Source organism: Pseudoclavibacter sp. Marseille-Q434 (assembly GCF_050315415.1).
GTDB lineage: Bacteria > Actinomycetota > Actinomycetes > Actinomycetales > Microbacteriaceae > Pseudoclavibacter.
The window spans coordinates 409578-427962 of sequence record NZ_JBNPQH010000001.1; the positions used below are offsets into that span (position 1 = coordinate 409578).

General features: G+C 68.5%; 16 protein-coding genes and 1 tRNA gene. 14 read left to right on the forward strand and 3 right to left on the reverse strand.

What is annotated here, in order from left to right; translation table 11 throughout:
* Nucleotides 1-58 precede the first annotated feature (58 nt).
* Nucleotides 59-3673: a transcription-repair coupling factor gene (mfd, locus tag ACQFZP_RS01995; RefSeq protein WP_374100735.1), complete on the forward strand. Its 3615-nt coding sequence runs from the start codon at nt 59-61 to the stop codon at nt 3671-3673.
* A gap of 2 nt (nt 3674-3675) precedes the next feature.
* A complete protein-coding gene (locus tag ACQFZP_RS02000; protein ID WP_307852722.1) occupies nt 3676-4500 on the forward strand; it encodes a MazG nucleotide pyrophosphohydrolase domain-containing protein in 825 nt (274 codons plus the stop codon).
* 242 nt (nt 4501-4742) lie between these two features.
* Here the strand turns inward: ACQFZP_RS02000 and ACQFZP_RS02005 are convergent, their stop codons facing one another.
* Both ACQFZP_RS02005 and ACQFZP_RS02010 read right to left on the reverse strand, forming a co-directional pair.
* A complete protein-coding gene (locus ACQFZP_RS02005; protein ID WP_211890174.1) occupies nt 4743-5963 on the reverse strand; it encodes a winged helix-turn-helix domain-containing protein in 1221 nt (406 codons plus the stop codon).
* Nucleotides 5960-6238 (reverse strand): hypothetical protein, encoded by a 279-nt coding sequence (locus ACQFZP_RS02010; RefSeq protein WP_104312354.1) that lies wholly within the window; start codon nt 6236-6238, stop codon nt 5960-5962. The genes ACQFZP_RS02005 and ACQFZP_RS02010 overlap by 4 nt, the downstream gene beginning before the upstream one ends.
* 49 nt (nt 6239-6287) lie before the next feature.
* On the opposite strand from ACQFZP_RS02010, the gene hisS reads away from it, so the two are divergent.
* The 9 genes from hisS to ACQFZP_RS02055 all read left to right on the forward strand — a co-directional run bounded on the left by hisS (nt 6288) and on the right by ACQFZP_RS02055 (nt 14274).
* Nucleotides 6288-7604, forward strand: coding sequence for a histidine--tRNA ligase (gene hisS / locus ACQFZP_RS02015; RefSeq protein WP_211890175.1), 1317 nt, complete (start codon nt 6288-6290; stop codon nt 7602-7604).
* Between the two features lie 120 nt (nt 7605-7724).
* The gene (locus ACQFZP_RS02020) at nt 7725-8312 is read left to right on the forward strand and encodes a hypothetical protein (protein ID WP_211890176.1); all 588 of its coding nucleotides are present in this window, start codon (nt 7725-7727) and stop codon (nt 8310-8312) included.
* Nucleotides 8313-8415: 103 nt separating this feature from the next.
* Complete coding sequence (gene eno, locus ACQFZP_RS02025) at nt 8416-9696, forward strand: phosphopyruvate hydratase (RefSeq protein ID WP_104253687.1); 1281 nt, start codon at nt 8416-8418, stop codon at nt 9694-9696.
* 99 nt (nt 9697-9795) lie between these two features.
* A complete protein-coding gene (locus ACQFZP_RS02030) occupies nt 9796-10494 on the forward strand; it encodes a septum formation initiator family protein (protein WP_211890177.1) in 699 nt (232 codons plus the stop codon).
* Between the two features lie 70 nt (nt 10495-10564).
* The gene (locus ACQFZP_RS02035) at nt 10565-11095 is read left to right on the forward strand and encodes a DUF501 domain-containing protein (protein WP_249311999.1); all 531 of its coding nucleotides are present in this window, start codon (nt 10565-10567) and stop codon (nt 11093-11095) included.
* Nucleotides 11096-11146: 51 nt separating this feature from the next.
* A complete protein-coding gene (locus ACQFZP_RS02040) occupies nt 11147-12673 on the forward strand; it encodes an FAD-dependent oxidoreductase (protein ID WP_211890178.1) in 1527 nt (508 codons plus the stop codon).
* Nucleotides 12674-12725: 52 nt separating this feature from the next.
* Nucleotides 12726-12799: transfer RNA gene (locus ACQFZP_RS02045), tRNA-Leu, on the forward strand.
* 49 nt (nt 12800-12848) lie between these two features.
* Entirely contained in the window at nt 12849-13421 is a 573-nt protein-coding gene (locus ACQFZP_RS02050; protein WP_179556439.1) for a GNAT family N-acetyltransferase, read from the forward strand.
* A gap of 34 nt (nt 13422-13455) precedes the next feature.
* The gene (locus ACQFZP_RS02055) at nt 13456-14274 is read left to right on the forward strand and encodes a shikimate 5-dehydrogenase (protein WP_211890179.1); all 819 of its coding nucleotides are present in this window, start codon (nt 13456-13458) and stop codon (nt 14272-14274) included.
* Here ACQFZP_RS02055 and ACQFZP_RS02060 read toward each other — a convergent pair.
* Nucleotides 14271-15749, reverse strand: a complete 1479-nt coding sequence (locus ACQFZP_RS02060) for an ATP-binding cassette domain-containing protein (protein WP_211890180.1) — start codon at nt 15747-15749, stop codon at nt 14271-14273. The two genes, ACQFZP_RS02055 and ACQFZP_RS02060, sit on opposite strands and share 4 nt — an antisense overlap.
* A gap of 501 nt (nt 15750-16250) precedes the next feature.
* On the opposite strand from ACQFZP_RS02060, the gene ACQFZP_RS02065 reads away from it, so the two are divergent.
* The 3 genes from ACQFZP_RS02065 (at nt 16251) to lipA (ending at nt 18354) form a co-directional block, all read left to right on the forward strand.
* A complete protein-coding gene (locus ACQFZP_RS02065; protein ID WP_104312347.1) occupies nt 16251-16619 on the forward strand; it encodes a hypothetical protein in 369 nt (122 codons plus the stop codon).
* Between the two features lie 98 nt (nt 16620-16717).
* Entirely contained in the window at nt 16718-17365 is a 648-nt protein-coding gene (lipB, locus tag ACQFZP_RS02070) for a lipoyl(octanoyl) transferase LipB (protein ID WP_211890181.1), read from the forward strand.
* Nucleotides 17362-18354 (forward strand): lipoyl synthase, encoded by a 993-nt coding sequence (gene lipA, locus ACQFZP_RS02075; protein ID WP_179556443.1) that lies wholly within the window; start codon nt 17362-17364, stop codon nt 18352-18354. The genes lipB and lipA overlap by 4 nt, the downstream gene beginning before the upstream one ends.
* Nucleotides 18355-18385 lie beyond the last annotated feature (31 nt).

Genomic DNA, 18385 nt, shown 5'->3' on the forward strand with positions numbered 1-18385 from the left:
GACAGCGAGCCTGGGCACTGTAGGAAGTATCTTCGCCTCGGCGCGTACAATTCCCCGAGTGACTCTGCACGGCTTCGTACGCTCCATCCAGTCCACCCCTTCCTTCGAGCGCGCCATGGGGCGAGCCGGTCGTGACACCGACTTCTCGCTCGTCGACGGGGCGAGGGCGCCGCTCATCGCGAACCTCCTCGCTGCGCGCCAGGCCGAGCTCGGCGCGGCACCCATGCTGTTCGTGCTCACGGCGACGAGCCGCGAGACCGAGCAGTTCGGCACAGACCTGCAGACGTTCGTCCCGGACGCGCACATCGCCGAGTTCCCCGCGTGGGAGACGCTGCCGCACGAGCGCCTGAGCCCATCGGTCGAGACGACGGGCAAGCGACTGCGCGCGATGCGCGAGCTCACCGAGTGGAAGGCCAGCGAGCGGACGTCTCCGTTCGTGCTGCTCGCCTCCGTGCGCGCCGCCCTGCAGCCGCTCCTGCCCGGTCTCGACGCGGCCACGACCATCCGCCTCGAGCGCGGCTCCCGCGGCAACGACCTCTCGAGCCTCGCCCTGCAGCTCGTCGACCTCGCCTACTCGCGCGTCGACATGGTCACCCGCCGCGGCGAGTTCGCCGTGCGCGGCGGCATCCTCGACGTGTTCCCGCCGGACGCCTCGCACGCGCTGCGCATCGACTTCTTCGGCGACGAGGTCGACGAGATCCGAGTGTTCTCGGTCGCCGACCAGCGCTCGCTCGAGTCAGAGGTCACGGAGGCGCTCATCACGCCGGCGCGCGAGCTGCTGCTGACGGAGCGCGTTCGCCAGCGGGCTCGCGAGATGCAGCACGAGTTCCCGAACCTCCAGCAGATGCTCGCCAAGATCGCCGAGGGCATCCCGTCGGAGGGCATGGAGTCGCTCGCGCCGGCGCTCGTGAGCGAGCTCGTGCCCATCACGAGCTACCTGCCAGAGGACGCCGCCATGGCGGTGCTCTCGCCCGAGCGAGTCGCCACGCGCGCCGTCCACCTCTCCGAGACCAACCACGAGTTCCTCGAGGCCGCCTGGAGCGCGGCGACGGCCGGCGCCGACGCCCCCATCGACCTCAGCTCCGGCGACTTCCTCACCGTCTCAGGGCTGCGGGATGCCCGCGGCGCGAGGCCGTGGTGGTCGCTGTCGCCGTTCCAGTCGCTGGAGATCCCGGAGGAGCAGCTCGACGCGAGCGAGATCCTCGCCGTCAAGATCGAGGGCGACGCCGTGCCGAGCTTCGCCGGCAACGCCGACGGCGCCATCGAGCACGTGTCGGCTCTCCTCAAGGACGGCTGGCGGGTCGTCGTCACGAGCCAGGGGCCAGGGCTCGTCGAGCGCGCGAGCCAGCTGCTCTCCGAGCACGGCGACGGGGCGCGGCTCGTCGATGAGCTCCCCGACGAGCTCGAGCCCGGCGTCGCCTACCTGACCCAGTCGCCCGTCTCCACCGGCGTGCAGGTGCCCGGGGAGAAGCTCGCGCTGGTCACCGAGACCGACTTCTTCGGTCGCTCCGTCGGCTACGACTCCAGGCAGCCGAAGAAGCTCGCCAGGCGCCGCACGAACTCGGTCGTCGACCCGCTGCAGCTCAAGGCGGGCGACTTCGTCGTGCACGAGACGCACGGCATCGGCAAGTTCATCGAGCTGCGACAGCGAGAGGTGCAGGCCGGCGGCCGGAACGCCCCGAAGACCGTACGCGAGTACCTCCTCATCGAGTACGCGCCCTCCAAGCGCGGGCAGCCCGGCGACAAGCTCTTCATCCCCACCGAGCAGCTCGACCAGCTGACCAAGTACGTCGGTGGCGAGGCGCCAGCCCTGTCGAAGATGGGCGGTTCCGACTGGTCCGCCGCGAAGGGCAAGGCGCGCAAGGCGGTCCGCGACATCGCCGTGGAGCTCGTGAAGCTCTACAGCACGCGCATGGCGTCGAAGGGCCACGCGTTCGGGCCGGACACGCCATGGCAGCATGAGCTCGAGGAGGCGTTCCCCTTCGTCGAGACGCCCGACCAGCTCCAGACCGTGGACGAGATCAAGCGCGACATGGAGCGGCCCATCCCCATGGACCGCCTCGTCTCCGGCGACGTCGGCTTCGGCAAGACGGAAGTCGCCGTTCGCGCCGCGTTCAAGGCCGTGCAGGACGGCAAGCAGGTGGTCATCCTCGTGCCGACGACGCTGCTCGTGCGCCAGCACCACGAGACGTTCTCCGAGCGGATGGCGGGCTTCCCCGTCACCATCAAGCCGCTCAGCCGCTTCCAGTCGAAGAAGGAGTCCGAGGAGACCATCCGCGGGCTCGCGGACGGCTCGGTCGACATCGTCATCGGCACGCATCGCCTCCTCACCGACTCGATCGCGTACAAGGACGTCGGGCTCATCGTCATCGACGAGGAGCAGCGCTTCGGCGTCGAGCACAAGGACGCCCTCAAGAAGCTCAAGGCCAACGTCGACATCCTCGCGATGAGCGCGACGCCCATCCCGAGAACCCTCGAGATGGCCGTCACCGGCATCCGCGAGATGTCGACCCTCGCGACGCCGCCGGAAGACCGGCACCCGATCCTCACCTTCGTCGGCGCCAAGTCCGACCGCCAGGTCGCAGCCGCGATCCGCCGCGAGCTGCTGCGTGAGGGCCAGGTCTTCTACGTGCACAACCGCACCGCATCCATCAACCGGGTCGCGGCCGAGATCGCCGAGCTCGTGCCTGAGGCGCGTGTCGCGGTCGCCCACGGCAAGCTCAGCGAGGCACGCCTCGAGCAGATCATCGTCGACTTCTGGGAGCGCAAGTTCGACGTGCTCGTGTCGACGACGATCGTCGAGACGGGCCTCGACATCGCCAACGCGAACACGCTCATCATCGACGACGCGGAGCGGTACGGCCTCAGCCAGCTGCATCAGCTGCGCGGGCGTGTTGGCCGCGGCCGCGAGCGCGCCTACGCGTACCTGCTGTACGACGGAACGCGTCCGCTCACGGAGACCGCCACCGACCGCCTCGAGACGATCGCCGCGAACAACGAGCTCGGCTCCGGCATGCAGGTGGCGCTCAAGGACCTCGAGATCCGTGGCGCCGGAAACCTGCTCGGCGGCGAGCAGTCCGGACACATCGCGGGCGTCGGCTTCGACCTCTACCTGCGCATGATCGGCGAGGCCGTCAACACGTTCCGCGGCGAGGTCGCGGAAGGCCAGACCGAGCTGCGCCTCGAGATCCCCGTGGATGCACGCGTGCCAGAGGACTACGTCGCGAGCGAGCGACTGCGCCTCGAGGCGTACCAGAAGCTGTCGAGCGCCTCGAGCCCCAACGCGAAGCCCGGCCAGATCGGGCTCGTCCTCGAGGAGCTCCAGGACCGCTACGGCGAGCCGCCCATCGAGGTGCAGCGTCTCATCGAGGTCTCGAAGCTGCGTCGCCTCGCCGTCAAGGCCGGCCTCGGCGAGCTCGTCGTCTTCGGCAAGACGCTGCGCATCGGGCCCGCCGAGCTCAGCGACTCCAAGCAGATGCGCCTCCGCCGCATGTACCCGGGGTCGAAGGTCGTCGACGCCACCCATTCGCTCGCCATCCCGGTGCTCGAGGGCCGCGATGGCACCCTGCCGAGCGACGAGGAGATGCTCATCTGGGTGCGCGGCATCCTCAAGTCGATCTTCGAGTTGGAAGACGAGACCGTCGAGGTGACGAGCGACGCGGAGGCGAAGTAGCCGTGGCCGACGCGAGCGAGCGGTCGGGGCACTGCGAGCATCCGGAGCTCCTCCGTCTGCTTGAAGTCGTCGGGGCGTTTCGCGGCGACGGCGGATGCGCCTGGTACGAGGAGCAGACGCACGCGACGCTCGTGAAGTACCTCACGGAGGAGACGGCGGAGCTCGTCGAGGCCCTCGAGGACGACAACCCGGCCGACATCAAGGAGGAGCTGGGAGACGTGCTCTTCCAGGTGCTCTTCCATTCCGACATAGCCTCCACGCGGGGGAGCGGCGCGTTCACGCTCGAGGACGTCGCGCGTGAGCAGGCCGACAAGCTCGTGCGCCGCAACCCGCACGTCTTCGGGCCGACCCCGACCCGTGACATCGACGAGATCATCCGCCTGTGGCAGGAGGCCAAGGCCGTCGAGAAGCGCGACCGCACGAGCGTGCTCGATGGCGTGCCCCGCGACATGTCGGCGCTTGCGCTCGCCCAGAAGCTCCTCGGGAAGGAGCGCCAGGTCGCCGCGGCGGTGTCGCCCGCCGTCGCGGCTGACACCGCATCCGTCGCCACCACTCTCGATTCGGGATGGGGAAATCACCTCGGGATGGAAAACAAACCATCCGGAAGCGAGAAAGCCATCCCGAAACCTGGGGTGGAGGTCGGTGCGGCCGGAGTCGACTCGGTCGACTCGGTCAGCTCGGTCAGCGAGGAACTGGAACTTGGGCGGACGCTGCTGGCGCTCGTGCGAGACGCGGATGCGCGGGGCCTCGACGCCGAACGCGCGATGCGGCTCGCGAACCGCGAACTCGAGCAACGCATCCGCGCGGCCGAAACCCGACGCGGCTGATTTCCGTCACCGGCGCCGCCTCACGAGGCCCCGTCCGGCCGCCCCTCGTCCCGGTGCTGCGGCCGCGCATCGCTGCCAGGCAGATGGCCGCTTCTGCCGGCCTCCCGCGAACTGCTGCCAGTCAAGTGGCCGCTTTGGCGCGGCCTAACGGGCTCATCGGTGGCAGCGTTGGCTCGCGGCGCAGTTGGGCCAGCGCAATGTCAGCGCGTCGTCGTCAGCGCGCCAGGTCAGGCCAGGACAGGTCAGGTCGTGAGGGCGCCCGCGAGGTCGCGGGCGAGGGTGCCGCGGTCGGCCACGACGATATCGTCGAGGTTCTGCCAGGCGGCCGCGTCACGGAGCAGGAGCGCGGTGCGCTCGGCGATATCGGTGGGCGCATCCGCTTCGCTCCACGCAGATTGCACGCGCAGGATGCGCGACTGGCGGTCGTTCTTCAGGTCGACGCGGCCGACGACGGCGTCGCCGAGGAGGATGGGCAGTGAGTAGTAGCCGTACACGCGCTTGTGGGCGGGGGTGTAGATCTCGATGCGGTAGTGGAAGTCGTGCATCCGCTCGGCTCTCGGCCGGTACCAGACGACGGGGTCGAACGGTGAGAGGAGCGCGGCCGCGTCCATCGCGCGTGGGCGGCGGGCGTCCCGGTGCAGCCACGCGAGGCCGGGCTGGCCGTCTTTGCCCCACTCGGCGACTCGCACGGGGAGGACCTCGCCAGAGTCGGCGAGCTCTTCGAGCGCGGTCTTCGTGAGCGCCATCGGCACGCGGAAGTAGTCGGCCAGGTCAGCCGTGGTGCCGATGCCGTGGGCGGCGGCGGCCATCCCGGTGAGCTCGCGGACCGCGTCGCGCGTGCTCACCTCAGCACCACGCACCTCGGCGGGAAGCGCCTGCTCGGGAAGCGCGTAGCGTCGCTCGAAGCCCTTGCGGGGAGCTGACGCCAGCTCGCCCCACCGGAAGAGGTACTCGAGCACGATCTTGACGTCTGACCACTCCCACCACGATCCGCGCCGTTTGTTGGCCTCGTGCTCGAACTCGCTGGCGGCGAGCGGTCCGCGCTCAAGGAGCTCGGCGCGCAGCCAGGCGATCGTCGCCGCGTGGCCCTCGAGGAACTCCGCGTTCTTGCGCCGGTCGCGTTCCGCTTTGTCGCGCATGCGCCACCCGAACAAGGGGAGCGACGCGACCGGGAGCAGCGCCGCCTCGTGGGCCCAGTATTCGGTGAGCCGCGGGGTGCGGCCGGACGCGAGCCGGTCGAGTACGGCTTTGTCGTAGCCGCCGAGGCGCGAGAAGACGGGCATGTAGTGGCTCCGCTCCCACACGTTGACGGAGTCGATCTGCAGGAGGTGGATGCGCGAGAGCAGCGAGCCGAGCTGCCTGGTGCCGACTTCGGTCGCGGCACTTCGGGTACCGAAGCCCTGGGCTGCGAGCGCGATGCGCCGGGCCTGGCCTGCACTGACGAGGGGGAGCTGGGCGGTCATGCCTCGTCACGCCGTTCGAGCGTGATCTCGACGCGGCCGGTCTCAACCGGCAGCGGGCCACCGGTGACCGGGGTGGGGGCAGGCATCACGCGCTCCGCCTCGAGTGCCTCCGCGGCCTCGGCGTGGGTCGGGGCGAATGCCTGGTCGACTCCGGTCATGGCGCCGGACAGGGCGCCGCCGACGCGTGGGCGGCCCGGGCGTCCGATGCGCGAGAAGCTCCAGAACATGCAGGCAGCGAAGAGAAGCGCCGCCGAGAGGATGATGAGGCCGGTCACCGCGCGCCCCCGGACGTCTCGCGTGCGATCATCCTGCGAGAATAGTGCAATGGCTTCTCAGATCACCCCGCCTCGTGGCATGCGCGATTTCCTCCCGGCAGACAAGCGCAGGCGCGAGCGCATCCTCGGCACGATCCGCGAGGTGTACACGAGGCACGGCTTCGATGAGATCGAGACGCCCGTCGTCGAGGACACAGCGCGGCTGCACTCGGGGCTCGGTGGCGATAACGAGAAGCTCTCGTTCGCCGTCATGAAGCGGGCGCTCGACGGGGACGCGCTGGCCGCCGCGGCTGAGGCTGGGGACCCGCTTGCGCTCAGCGACCTCGGCCTGCGCTTCGACCTGACGGTGCCGCTCGCCCGATTCGTCGCGACGCACCGCGGCACGCTGCCCGGCGTCTTCCGCAGCCTGCAGATCGCCCCCGTCTGGCGCGCCGAGCGCCCACAGAAGGGCCGCTACCGGCAGTTCGTGCAGTGCGACATCGACATCATCGGCGAGCCGGGGGCGCTCGCGGAGGTCGAGTTGCTCGTGGCTTCGTCGGCTGCGCTCGTGGAGCTCGGCCTGGACGACTGCACCATGCGAGTCAACGACCGACGCCTGCTGACCGCGCTGCTCGTGCACTGCGGATTCGCGGATGCCGAGCACGGCGCCGCGCTCATCACCATCGACAAGCTCGACAAGATCGGACCGGAGGGGGTCGCCGCGGAGCTCGCGACGATCAACGCGACGGCGGCCCTGCAGCTCGCGGCGGCGCTCGCCACCTGGGCCCCGCTGCTCGAGTCGGGCATCCGCTTCGACCGCGAGACCATCCTCACGAGCCTGCCCGGCGCGCTCCGCGAGGACCCGGCCGTCGTCGAGGTCGTCGACGGCATGGTCGAGATCGCGGATGCTGCTGCCGCTGCTGGCGCGTCGACCCGGCTCGTATTCGACCCGAGCCTCGTGCGCGGGATGGGCTACTACACGGGCACGATCTTCGAAGCCGCTCACCCCGAGTCCGGTTCATCGGTCGGTGGCGGCGGTCGGTACGACGGCATGATCGGCCGCTTCCTCGGCCAGGATGTGCCGGCCTGCGGCTTCTCGATCGGCTTCGAGCGCATCGTCGATCTGGCGCAGCTGCCGGAGACGGGGGCGGAACGGGCCATCGCGCTGCTCTTCGACAAGCGCGCATCCGTTGCCGACATCGCGAAGGTCAAGGGCGCGGTCGTGCGCTCGGGGGCCTCGCGAGTGCGCGTCGCGAAGAAGCCCAAGAACGTGCGTGGCCTCCTCGCCTCGCTGGCCGAGCAGGGGTTCACGCATGTCGCTCACGTGCGTGACGAGCACGTCGAGGCGCCGGAGACGCTCAGCTTCGAAGCGCTCCAGGACTCGTAGTCTGGCACCTCCGAACGAGGGGGAGCTTTGGAATCGAGCGCGCTACGAGTGAAGCCAGTCAGCAGAGTCCGAGGGCGTTGGCTCGCGTCCGCCGGCCTCGCGCTGGCAATGGCAACGTCAGTGAGCGGGTGCTCACTGCTCGGCGAGTGGGACGACCCCTTCACCTTCCAGGAGGTCGTCATCCCTGAATCAGTTGCCGAGCCCGGCAGCCGATTCGAGTACCAGGAGACCGCGCTGCTCCCGCTCGAGGACGGTCGCGAGGTCGCCGTCACCTTCTCGGTGCTGTCGATCGGTGGTCCGGAGAACGCGGGCCTCGCGGAGATCGGCGACGAGTGGACGCACCCGGAATCGGTGAACGTCGAAGTCGGATTGCAGGGTGACGCGCAAGATGGGACGTCGGCGCTTCCACCGGATCTGGTCGGCATCCTCGACGACGGTTCGGTGGCGCCGCGCGAGACCGTCGACGAAGCGCCTGACGCAGTCGTCTGCGAAGAAGCCCTGGGCGTCCCCAAGCAGGACGAAGCCGACTCGCAGCAGCTCCGCTGCGCTCTCTATCTCGTACCTCCCGGCAGGGCGCTCGAGCAATTGCAGTGGAATCCGGCGGGCGCAGCTGCCGAGTACGCGCAGAACCCGGTGGTGTGGCGGGTCCCGAGCATGGCGGAGCTGATGGCGGGGGAGACTGCCGGGTTGCCGTCGCCCACCCCGTGAGCTCGTCAAGCCCCTCCTTCCTCACGTTCCACCGACCCCGATACACTGACGAAGGACCGCGTCTCTGGCGGTCCGTACGCTACTGATTCGCAAGGAGCATCCTGTGGCCCTTATTGACGTCGTCCACGCCCGCGAGATCCTCGATTCCCGAGGCAACCCAACCGTCGAGGTCGAGGTTCTGCTCGATGACGGATCGACCGGCCGCGCGGCCGTGCCGTCCGGTGCATCCACCGGTGCCTTCGAAGCCTTCGAGCTGCGCGACGGCGACGCCGACCGCTACCTCGGCAAGGGCGTCCAGAAGGCCGTCGAGGCAGTCATCGACGAGATCGACCCCGCCATCGAGTTCTTCGACGCCAGCGACCAGCGCCTCGTCGACGAGGAGCTCAAGGAGCTCGACGGCACCCCGAACAAGAAGCGCCTCGGCGCGAACGCCATCCTCGGCGTGAGCCTCGCGGTCGCCAAGGCTGCAGCCGACTCGGCTGGCCTCCCGCTCTTCCGCTACGTCGGCGGCCCGAACGCCCACGTGCTGCCCGTGCCGATGATGAACATCATCAACGGCGGCGCTCACGCTGACAACGGCATCGACGTGCAGGAGTTCATGATCCTCCCCATCGGTGCAGAGACCTTCAGCGAGGCGCTTCGCTGGGGCACCGAGGTGTACCACCAGCTCAAGAAGACGCTGCACTCCAAGGGCTACGCGACGGGCCTCGGCGACGAGGGCGGCTTCGCCCCCGACCTGCCCAACACGCGTGCGGCTCTCGACCTCATCGTCGAGGCCATCGGCGCGACGAAGTACGAGCTCGGCACCGACATCGTGCTCGGCATGGACGTCGCCTCGAGCGAGTTCTTCAAGGACGGCAAGTACCACTTCGAGGGTGCTGAGGTCTCGGCCGAGGAGATGACATCCTTCTACGAGAAGCTCGTCGCCGACTACCCGATCGTCACGATCGAGGACCCGCTGGACGAGGACGACTGGTCGGGCTACCAGGCCCTCACCGCCGCCATCGGCGACAAGGTGCAGATCGTCGGCGACGACCTGTTCGTCACCAACCCGGAGCGCCTCCAGCGCGGCATCACAGAGGGCGCGGCCAACTCGCTCCTCGTGAAGGTCAACCAGATCGGCACGCTCACGGAGACGCTCGACGCTGTCTCGCTCGCGCAGCGCGCCGGCTACACGGCGATCCTCTCGCACCGTTCGGGCGAGACCGAGGACGCGACGATCGCGCACCTCGCAGTCGCCACGAACTCCGGGCAGATCAAGACGGGTGCGCCCGCCCGCACCGACCGCGTCGCGAAGTACAACGAGCTCCTCCGCATCGAGGAAGAGCTCGGCGACGCCGCCGTCTACGCGGGACGCAGCGCCTTCCCTCGCCACAAGGCGTAGGCACTGCGCCGCGCTGATCAGCGCGACACACGAACGGGTCGGGGCAAGTCCCCGGCCCGTTCGGCATGATGGAGAGTCGACACGGAGAGGGGGATGAGCATGCCCAACTCGACAGGCAAGTCCGGCGCAGGCAGGAAGACGGGCGCAGCGGGCGATTCGAGCACCAGCGCGGGTTCGCGAGCTGGCTCGAAGTCCACCCCGAACACGACGTCGAAGACGCGGCCAGCAACTGCCGCGCCCCCGAAATCGAACGCGAAGGCCAAGTCGAACGCGCAGGACAAATCGAACGCGAAGGCCAAGTCGAGCGCGAAGCCGAAGTCCAAGCCCCGCGCCAAGTCCACGTCGACGTCGCCCCGCACATCCGGGCAGGGCGCTTCCGGCTCGCGCAGCCGCATCCCGACCGTGCGCCCGAACGGCGCGACCGTGCTCGTCGCCCTCGTGGTGATCCTCGGCATCGCCGTGCTCGCGCCCACGGCCCAGCGCTACATCGCGCAGCGGCAGTACGTGGCGCAGCTGCAGGCCGAGCTCACCCAGACGCAGCAGAGCGTGGACGAGATCGCCACGGAACGCGACAGGTGGAGCGACCCCGCGTACATCCAGTCGCAGGCACGCGGTCGACTCCTCTTCGTCATGCCGGGGGACACGAGCTACCTCGTGCTCGACCCGCCGGCGACCACCAAGCAGCAGCAGAGCAACATCAGCACCGACCTCCACGAGACGCAGTCAAGCTGGCTCGACAGCTTCGCCGAGTCGCTCGTGACCGCGGGCACGGCCCCGGCGCCGACTCCGACCGACTAGCAGCAGACGCACCACCACGATCAGTGGATGCGCGTGAACGCGGATCCACCCGCACAGCCGAAAGCGACCAATGCTCGAGTACTCAGAAGCCACCGAACGCGATCTCGACGTCATGCGCGAGCAGCTCGGCCGCCCCATGCGGGGGGTCGTCGGCATCGGCGCGCGCTGCGCGTGCGGCAACCCGACCGTCGTCGTCACCCGCCCGCGCCTTCCCGACGGCACGCCGTTCCCCACGCTCTACTACCTCTCCCACCCGGCCGCGACCATCGCCATGTCGCAGATCGAGGCAGACCAGATCATGCCAGAGATGCAGCAGCGCCTCAGCGAGGACGACGAGTTCCGGGCCGCCTACCTCGCCGCGCACGAGCGCTACCTGGCGGAGCGCGAATCCCTCGAGGTCGTCGAGGAGATCTCGGGCGTCACCGCGGGGGGCATGCCGACACGCGTCAAGTGCCTGCACGCGCTCGCCGCCCATTCGCTGGTCGCGGGGCCCGGTGTGAACCCGGTCGGCGACTGGGCCCTCGAGCTGTCAACGTGGTCACCGCAGCGCTGCGTGTGCGCCAACCCCGGTGATGCACTCACCGGTGATGTGCAGGAGTAGACTTGACAAGGTTTTCCTCGCCCAACCATCGCATGCAGGGAGTACAAGTACGTGACTAAGATTCTCATCGTTGGCGGAGGTTACGCCGGCTTCTACACGGCATGGCAGCTCGAGAAGCAGCTGAACCCGGGCGAAGCCCAGGTCACGGTTGTCGACCCACTGCCGTACATGACGTACCAGCCGTTCCTTCCCGAGGTCATCAGCGGAAACATCGAGCCGCGTCACGCGGTCGTCTCGCTGCGACGTCACCTCAAGCGCTCGCGTGTCATCACGGCTGAGGTCACGAACATCGACCACGCCACGAAGACGGCGACCATCACGCCTGAGATCGGCGAGCCCTACACGGTCAACTACGACATCATCGTGGTCACCGCGGGTGCTGTGTCGCGCACGTTCCCGATCCCGGGCATCGCCGACAACGCCATCGGCGTGAAGACGGTCGAAGAGGCCACGTGGATCCGCGACACGATGATCGACAACTTCAACAAGGCGTCGACGATGGCCCCCGGCCCGGAGCGCACGCGCCTCCTGACCTTCGTGGTCGTCGGCGGCGGCTTCGCCGGCATCGAGTCGTTCGCTGAGATGCGCTCGCTCGCGACCGCGCTGCTCGAGGACTACCCGTCGCTGCAGTTCGACGACGTGCACTTCCACCTCATCGAAGCCGCCGGGCGCATCATGCCCGAGGTCTCCGAGGACACGGCTCTCTGGGTCATCAAGAACCTCGCCGAGCGCGGCGCGACCGTGCACCTCAACACGCAGGTCACCTCTGCTGTCGACGGTGTCGTCGAGACGTCGGCCGGCGACAAGTTCCCCACGGACGTCATCGTCTGGACGGCTGGCGTCATGGCTGCTCCGATCATCAAGAGCAACAGCGACCTCCCCGTCGACGAGCGTGGACGCCTCCGCGCCCGCGCCGACCTCCGGGTCGAGGGCGACAACGGCATCGTGCAGGACGCCTGGGCGGCCGGCGACGTGTCCGCTGTCCCGGACCTCTCCGGTGGCGGAGTCGGCGGCTTCTGCGTGCCGAACGCGCAGCACGCGGTTCGCCAGGGCAAGCTCATGGCCTCGAACCTCGTCGCAACGCTTCGCGGCGGAACGCCGAAGGACTACTACCACGAGAACATGGGCGCGGTTGCCGGCCTCGGTATCGGCGTCGGCGCCTTCCAGTCGGGCACCTTCGCCCTGACCGGCGTGCTCGCCTGGCTCGCGCACCGCGGCTACCACGACCTCGCGATCCCGACCGTCGAGCGCAAGATCCGCGTCCTCACGGGCTGGATCAACAACTTCGTGCTCGGGCGCGACTTCGTGTCGCTCAGCGCCCGCGAGACGCCTCGCGCCGGCTTCGAGCGGTTCGCTTCGCGTCCCCGCCCGGCCGTCGCCGACGCGAAGAAGGACGCGCCTGAGAAGCTCCCCGCGTCGAGCGAGCACGGCGGCGGCAAGCCCGCTGCGCCGTCGGACAAGCCCGCCGCTGACACGAGCGGCAAGAACGCTGCCGAGAAGGTCACGGCTGAGGCAGGTTCGGCCGCTCCCAAGCCCGCCGCCCGCTCGGCGAAGGCTCCCGCTGGCGACAGCAAGTAGCGACGCTCGTCGGGGCCGCCTCATCTCCGGATGCGGCGGCCCCGACGTGTACGCCCCTATAGCCCAACTGGCAGAGGCAGAGGACTTAAAATCCTTGTGTTCTGGGTTCGAATCCCAGTGGGGGCACTTCGCAAGCTCCTCGCTTGCTCCGAGGTCCGCGTGGCACCATGCCCACATGGTGATCGAGGTTCGGGCGGCGAAGCGGTTCGCCGACGTGCAGACGATGGTCGGCCCCAAGCGTCCCGACGCCAATGTGTGCTGGTGCCTCAGCTACCGCATCCCGTCGAAGGAGAACCAGTCGTTGGCGGGCGTCGAGCGTGGTGAGCGCGTCAAGCGTCTGCTCCGCCAGAAGATTCCGCCGGGCGTGCTCGCCTACGACGGCGACGAGGTCGTCGGCTGGGCCGCCGTGCACCCGCGAAGCGACACGAGCTTCGCCCGCAACCGCCGCATCCCGCGCCTCGACGATCTGCCCGTGTGGTCGCTGTGGTGCGTTCGGGTGCGTCCCGGGTTCCGCGGCCAAGGGCTCTCGCATCGCCTCGTCGAGGGTGCTGTTCAGCTCGCGAGGGAGCACGACGCCCCTGTCGTGGAGGCGTATCCCGTCGACAACGGGGGAGCGAAGGTCGATCTCACGATGGCCTATGTCGGCACGCGGGCGCTCTTCGAGAAGGCCGGCTTCTCGAAGGCGTCCGACACCGACTCCGTGCTGAACGGCTTCCCGCGTGTCCTCATGCGTCTCGATCTGCGCTGAAGCGGCCGCGTCGAGGACGCGCCATACTGGCGTCATGCCGATTCTGAATAAGGACATGACCCTCTGCATCTCGCTCGCCGCCCGGCCGTCGAACCTCGGGACGCGCTTCCACAATTTCCTCTATGACGAGCTCGGCCTCAACTTCATCTACAAGGCCTTCACCACGGAGGACATCGAGGGTGCCGTTCGCGGCGTTCGTGCACTCGGTATCCGCGGCTGCTCGGTGTCGATGCCGTTCAAGGAAGCCGTCATCCCGCTCGTGGACGAGCTGGACGCGTCAGCGCTCGCGATCGAGTCGGTCAACACGATCGTGAACGACGGAGGGAAGCTCGTCGCCTCCAACACCGACTACGAAGCGATCGCCGCTCTCATCGCAGAGCACGACATCCGACCGTCGCTGCCCGTCGTCGTGCGCGGGGCGGGTGGCATGGCGAAGGCCGTCGTGGCCGCGTTCCGGGATGCGGGCTTCGCGGATGTCACGGTCGTCGCGCGCAACGAGACGACAGGCTCCGCGCTTGCCGAGAAGTACGGCTTCCGGTGGCAGGCCGCCGACCCGTCGCCTGGCCCGTTCGCCCTCGTCAACGTCACCCCGCTCGGCATGACGGGTGCCGACGAGGGGGAGCTGTCATTCAGCGAGGAGCACGTTGCCGCAGCCGAGCTCGTCTTCGATGTCGTCGCGTTCCCCGCGGAGACCCCGCTCATCCGCCTCGCACGTGCTCGTGGAGTCCCCGTGATCACGGGCGCGGCCGTGGCTGCCCTGCAGGCCGCGCGGCAGTTCGAGAAGTACACGGGGACCACGATCACCGCCGATCAGGTGGAGCGTGCCGCCGCATTCTCGCGGCAGGCCATCTAGGCGGTGATCGCTGCTCGGCGTCCGACGCGCTCAGGCCGCTGGGCACCGAGCATTGCGTGCACGATCATGTCCTCGTCGAGCAGCTCGGAGCGGCCTTCGAGCGCAGTGCGTCCGTTGGCGAGGACCACGACCCGGTGGCTCCACTGCAGGAGCTCCGTCATGTCGGTGCCGAGGAACACCACCGCGGTGCCGGTCTCGGCGAGGCTGTGGAGGAACGCGAATACGGACCGTCTGGCACCGACGTCGACGCCCTGCGTCGGGTGAGCCAGCACCAGGACGCTGCCGCCGCGTTCCACGGCGCGGATGAACTCGGCTTTCTGCTGATCGCCGCCGGAGAGCTCATCGAGCGCGGCGTGGATGTTCGTCGTATTGATGCGCAGACGGTGCACCAGGTCGATCATCTTCCGAGCCCGCGTGATCTCGGCGCTGAGCGAGCTGTCGGCCGGATCGACGCCCTGGCTGAGGCTCCGGTCCGAGTCGAACGAGGGAACGGCGTCCGGGAGGAAGCTCACTCCGTGCGCTTCCGCGGCCCCTGACTCCGTCAGATCGATCGGCTCGCCGAACAGCTCCACGTGACCTTGCCCGGGGTGCTGGGCGCCGCCGAGGATCTCGATGAGCTGGCGGACGCCCGAGTCGTGTGTGCCGGTGATGCCGACGACCTCGCCTGGGCGGACATGTAGATCGACGCCGTGCAGAAGCTGGCCGTCTCCGACGCCGAAGGCAGCGAGTGCCGCGCGATGAGCGTCATCGGCGGCGACCGCGAGCGTCGCATCGGATTCCGGCAGCTCGCCCAGGAGCATGATCGTGAGCTCTTCCGAGCTGAGCCCCGCGATGGGGGTGTCGATGGCGATCCTGCCCTCGCGGAGCACGAGAACACGGTCGACGATGGACTGCACCTCGTCCATCCGGTGCGTGATGTAGAGGATGCCGCGTCCTTGCCCGGCAAGCTGGCGCAGGACCCGGTGGAGCAGCGCGATCTCGTGATCTGCGAGCGTGACGGCCACCTCGTCGATCACCACGAGCTGTGCCTCCTCGGCGAGCATGCGCACGACCTCGACGAGCGCGCGTCGACCACGATCGAGCTCGCTGACCATGGCGCCGAGGTCCAGCTCGGCACCGGTCTGGTCGAGCAGCTCGGTCGCGCGTTCGAGGACCTCCTCGTGCGCTTCGCCCGCCCGGTAGGTGTTCCGGAAGAGCGCCTGCGCAACCGTCAAGCCGGTCGGCGGTTCCGCGTTCTGCGTGATGACGCCGACTCCGCATGCCTGCGCTTCGTCGAGCGACTCCGGCGCGTACGGCTCGTCGCCGAGAATCATGGTTCCGGAATCGAGCTGGTGTCGTCCGACGAGCGTGTTGACGAGCGTGCTCTTCCCGGCCCCGTTGACCCCGATCAGGCCGACGATCTGACCTCGGTACAGGGTGAGGTCGATGTCTCGAAGTACGTGCCGGTTGCCGTACGAAGCGGTCGCATCAGTCATATGCACAAGAGTGTCCATCGTTCCCCCTCGATAGCTCTGCGACGCGTGATTCTGGGATCGACAACGCGCCGTTCGTCCGCCCCCTCCGCAGCGAACTGCGAACTCGGACGAGCCAAATCTATACGATCGCTGACCTCTGCCGCGTATTTCTGGGGTCCAGGTGTGCGTTATGGTCATGTCGGCTGCCGTCGGCAGCCAACACCGACTGGATCTTCGATGCGGCTGAGGTTTGACGTGCGGACACCCGATTCACTGCCATGGTGGCGGTGCTTCCTGGGCCTGGCTGCCGCGGATGTCACGGCCGGGTCTGGAGCTGCGACTGCTGCGGAGCATTCTCCGGGACGCATGAACGATGGCTCGGATGCGTTGGGGAATCTGGTCGGCAAGGGGGAGTCGGACGACGAAACCGCTTCGGAATGGACGATAACGCAGGACGATCTTTCGCCTGCCGTTCCTGAAGGTGTGGAGTCGGCGACTCGAAACGCAAAGGGGAAACACCACATGAGTTCACTCGACGAAGCCATCAGGCAGCTGCTCAGCATCGAGGGCGCCACCGGCGCTGCGATCGTCGACTATGCCAGCGGCATGGCGCTCGCGCAGGGCGGCAATCCGTCCTTCGACCTCGGCATCGCGGCCGCCGGCAACTCCAACGTCGTGCGGGCGAAGCTCGCGACGATGAGCGAGCTCGGCGTCACCGACGAGATCGACGACATCCTGATCACGCTGAGCTCGCAGTACCACCTGATCAACGTGCTCAACACGCAGGGGTCGAACGGCCTGTTCATCTACCTCGTGCTGAGCCGTACGAGCGCGAACCTGGCGCTGGCGCGGCACAAGCTGAAGGCGGTCTCGTCGCAGATCGCGGTGTGACGGCCGGCGACGGGCGCGCGGAGGGGTGACCAATGGTCGCCCCTCTTTGCACCGAGCAACGTTCTTGTACTGCGTCCACAATATGCGACACTAGTGCCATGATGCATGTGCTGACACCGGGATTCGGGCCAGAGGCCGTCGAGTACGCCGAGGCGCTCGGGATGCAGCGCGCGCTGCACGCCGAGCGGGTCGCCGGTTCGCGCGCTGACACGGTCGTCCTGCTCGAGCACCCGAGCGTCTACACCGCCGGGCGGCTGACACGGGCCAGTGAGCGTCCCGTGGACGGGACACCGGTCGTTGATGCAGACAGGGGCGGCCGTCTGACCTGGCACGGGCCGGGCCAGCTCGTCGGGTATCCGATCGTGCGGCTTCCGGAGCCGATCGATGTCGTGGCGCACGTCCGTCGGCTCGAGGTGGCGCTCATCGAGCTGATCGGCGAACTCGGCGTCGTCGGCCGCCAAGTGGCCGGACGGTCGGGAGTTTGGGTGGGACCTGAGGATGCACCTCGGAAGATCGCCTCGATCGGCGTCCGCGTGGTCGAGGCGTGCACCATGCACGGCTTCGCCCTGAACTGCTCGAACGAGCTCGAGCCGTTCCAGCGCATCGTGCCGTGCGGGATCAGCGACGCAGGCGTCACCTCCCTGAGCGTGGAGCTCGGACGGGCGGTCACGCCGGCGGAGATCGCCCCACGAGTCGCCGAGCTGCTCACCGAGCACCTCGGCATCCGAAACGAGGTCGCGGCATGACGATCAAGCCCGAGGGGCGAAAGCTGCTCCGTGTCGAGGCGCGCAACGCGGCGACGCCGATCGAGCGCAAGCCGGAGTGGATCAAGACGAGAGCCAGGATGGGGCCCGAGTTCACGAGGGTCTCCGAGCTCGTGAAGGAGGGCGGTCTGCACACGGTCTGCCAGGAGGCAGCCTGCCCCAACATCTACGAGTGCTGGGAAGACAGAGAAGCCACGTTCCTCATCGGGGGATCGCAGTGCACGCGCCGGTGCGACTTCTGCCAGATCGACACGGGCAAGCCAGCTGAGTACGACACCGACGAGCCGCGGAGGGTCGCTGAATCGGTGACCGCGATGGGGCTTCGCTACGCGACGGTGACGGGCGTCGCGCGAGATGACCTGCCTGACGAAGGCGCATGGCTTCATGCGGAGACCGTGCGGCGCATCCACGCCGACAACCCGGCAACAGGCGTCGAGATCCTCGCGACGGACTTCTCCGGGAACCCGGAGCTGCTCGCGGAGGTCTTCTCGTCGCGGCCGGAGGTGTTCGCACACAACGTCGAGACCGTGCCGCGGATCTTCAAGCGCATCCGCCCCGCGTTCCGCTATGAGCGGTCGCTCGGCGTCATCACCCAGGCGAGGAACGCGGGCCTCGTCACGAAGTCCAATCTGATCCTCGGCATGGGGGAGGAGCGCCATGAGATCGAGCAGGCGCTCGCCGACCTCCGCGAAGCCGGCTGCGACATCATCACGCTCACGCAGTACCTGCGCCCCAGCCCACGACACCTGCCGGTCGCCCGGTGGGTGAAGCCGCAGGAGTTCGTCGAGCTGAAATCGGTCGCCGAGGAGATCGGCTTCCTCGGCGTCCTGGCCGGCCCGCTCGTGCGGTCCTCGTACCGTGCGGGGCGCCTGTGGGCGCAGGCTGCTCGGCGCCGGGGGATGCCCATCCCCGAGCACCTTCGGCACCTGGCGGAGTCGGCGTCCAGTGAATTCGCTCAGGCGGTGAGCTGACCCCGCCGCCTCGCAGTCGATGCGGGATACC

Bases quoted from the DNA above. Each gene is read 5' to 3' on its own strand.
- ACQFZP_RS02005 (WP_211890174.1), bottom strand. From the start codon at position 5,963: ATGACCGCCCAGCTCCCCCTCGTCAGTGCAGGCCAGGCCCGGCGCATC.
- hisS (WP_211890175.1), top strand. From the start codon at position 6,288: ATGGCTTCTCAGATCACCCCGCCTCGTGGCATGCGCGATTTCCTCCCG.
- ACQFZP_RS02030 (WP_211890177.1), top strand. From the start codon at position 9,796: ATGCCCAACTCGACAGGCAAGTCCGGCGCAGGCAGGAAGACGGGCGCA.
- ACQFZP_RS02035 (WP_249311999.1), top strand. From the start codon at position 10,565: ATGCTCGAGTACTCAGAAGCCACCGAACGCGATCTCGACGTCATGCGC.
- ACQFZP_RS02050 (WP_179556439.1), top strand. From the start codon at position 12,849: ATGGTGATCGAGGTTCGGGCGGCGAAGCGGTTCGCCGACGTGCAGACG.
- ACQFZP_RS02055 (WP_211890179.1), top strand. From the start codon at position 13,456: ATGCCGATTCTGAATAAGGACATGACCCTCTGCATCTCGCTCGCCGCC.
- ACQFZP_RS02060 (WP_211890180.1), bottom strand. From the start codon at position 15,749: ATGACTGATGCGACCGCTTCGTACGGCAACCGGCACGTACTTCGAGAC.
- ACQFZP_RS02065 (WP_104312347.1), top strand. From the start codon at position 16,251: ATGAGTTCACTCGACGAAGCCATCAGGCAGCTGCTCAGCATCGAGGGC.
- lipB (WP_211890181.1), top strand. From the start codon at position 16,718: ATGATGCATGTGCTGACACCGGGATTCGGGCCAGAGGCCGTCGAGTAC.
- lipA (WP_179556443.1), top strand. From the start codon at position 17,362: ATGACGATCAAGCCCGAGGGGCGAAAGCTGCTCCGTGTCGAGGCGCGC.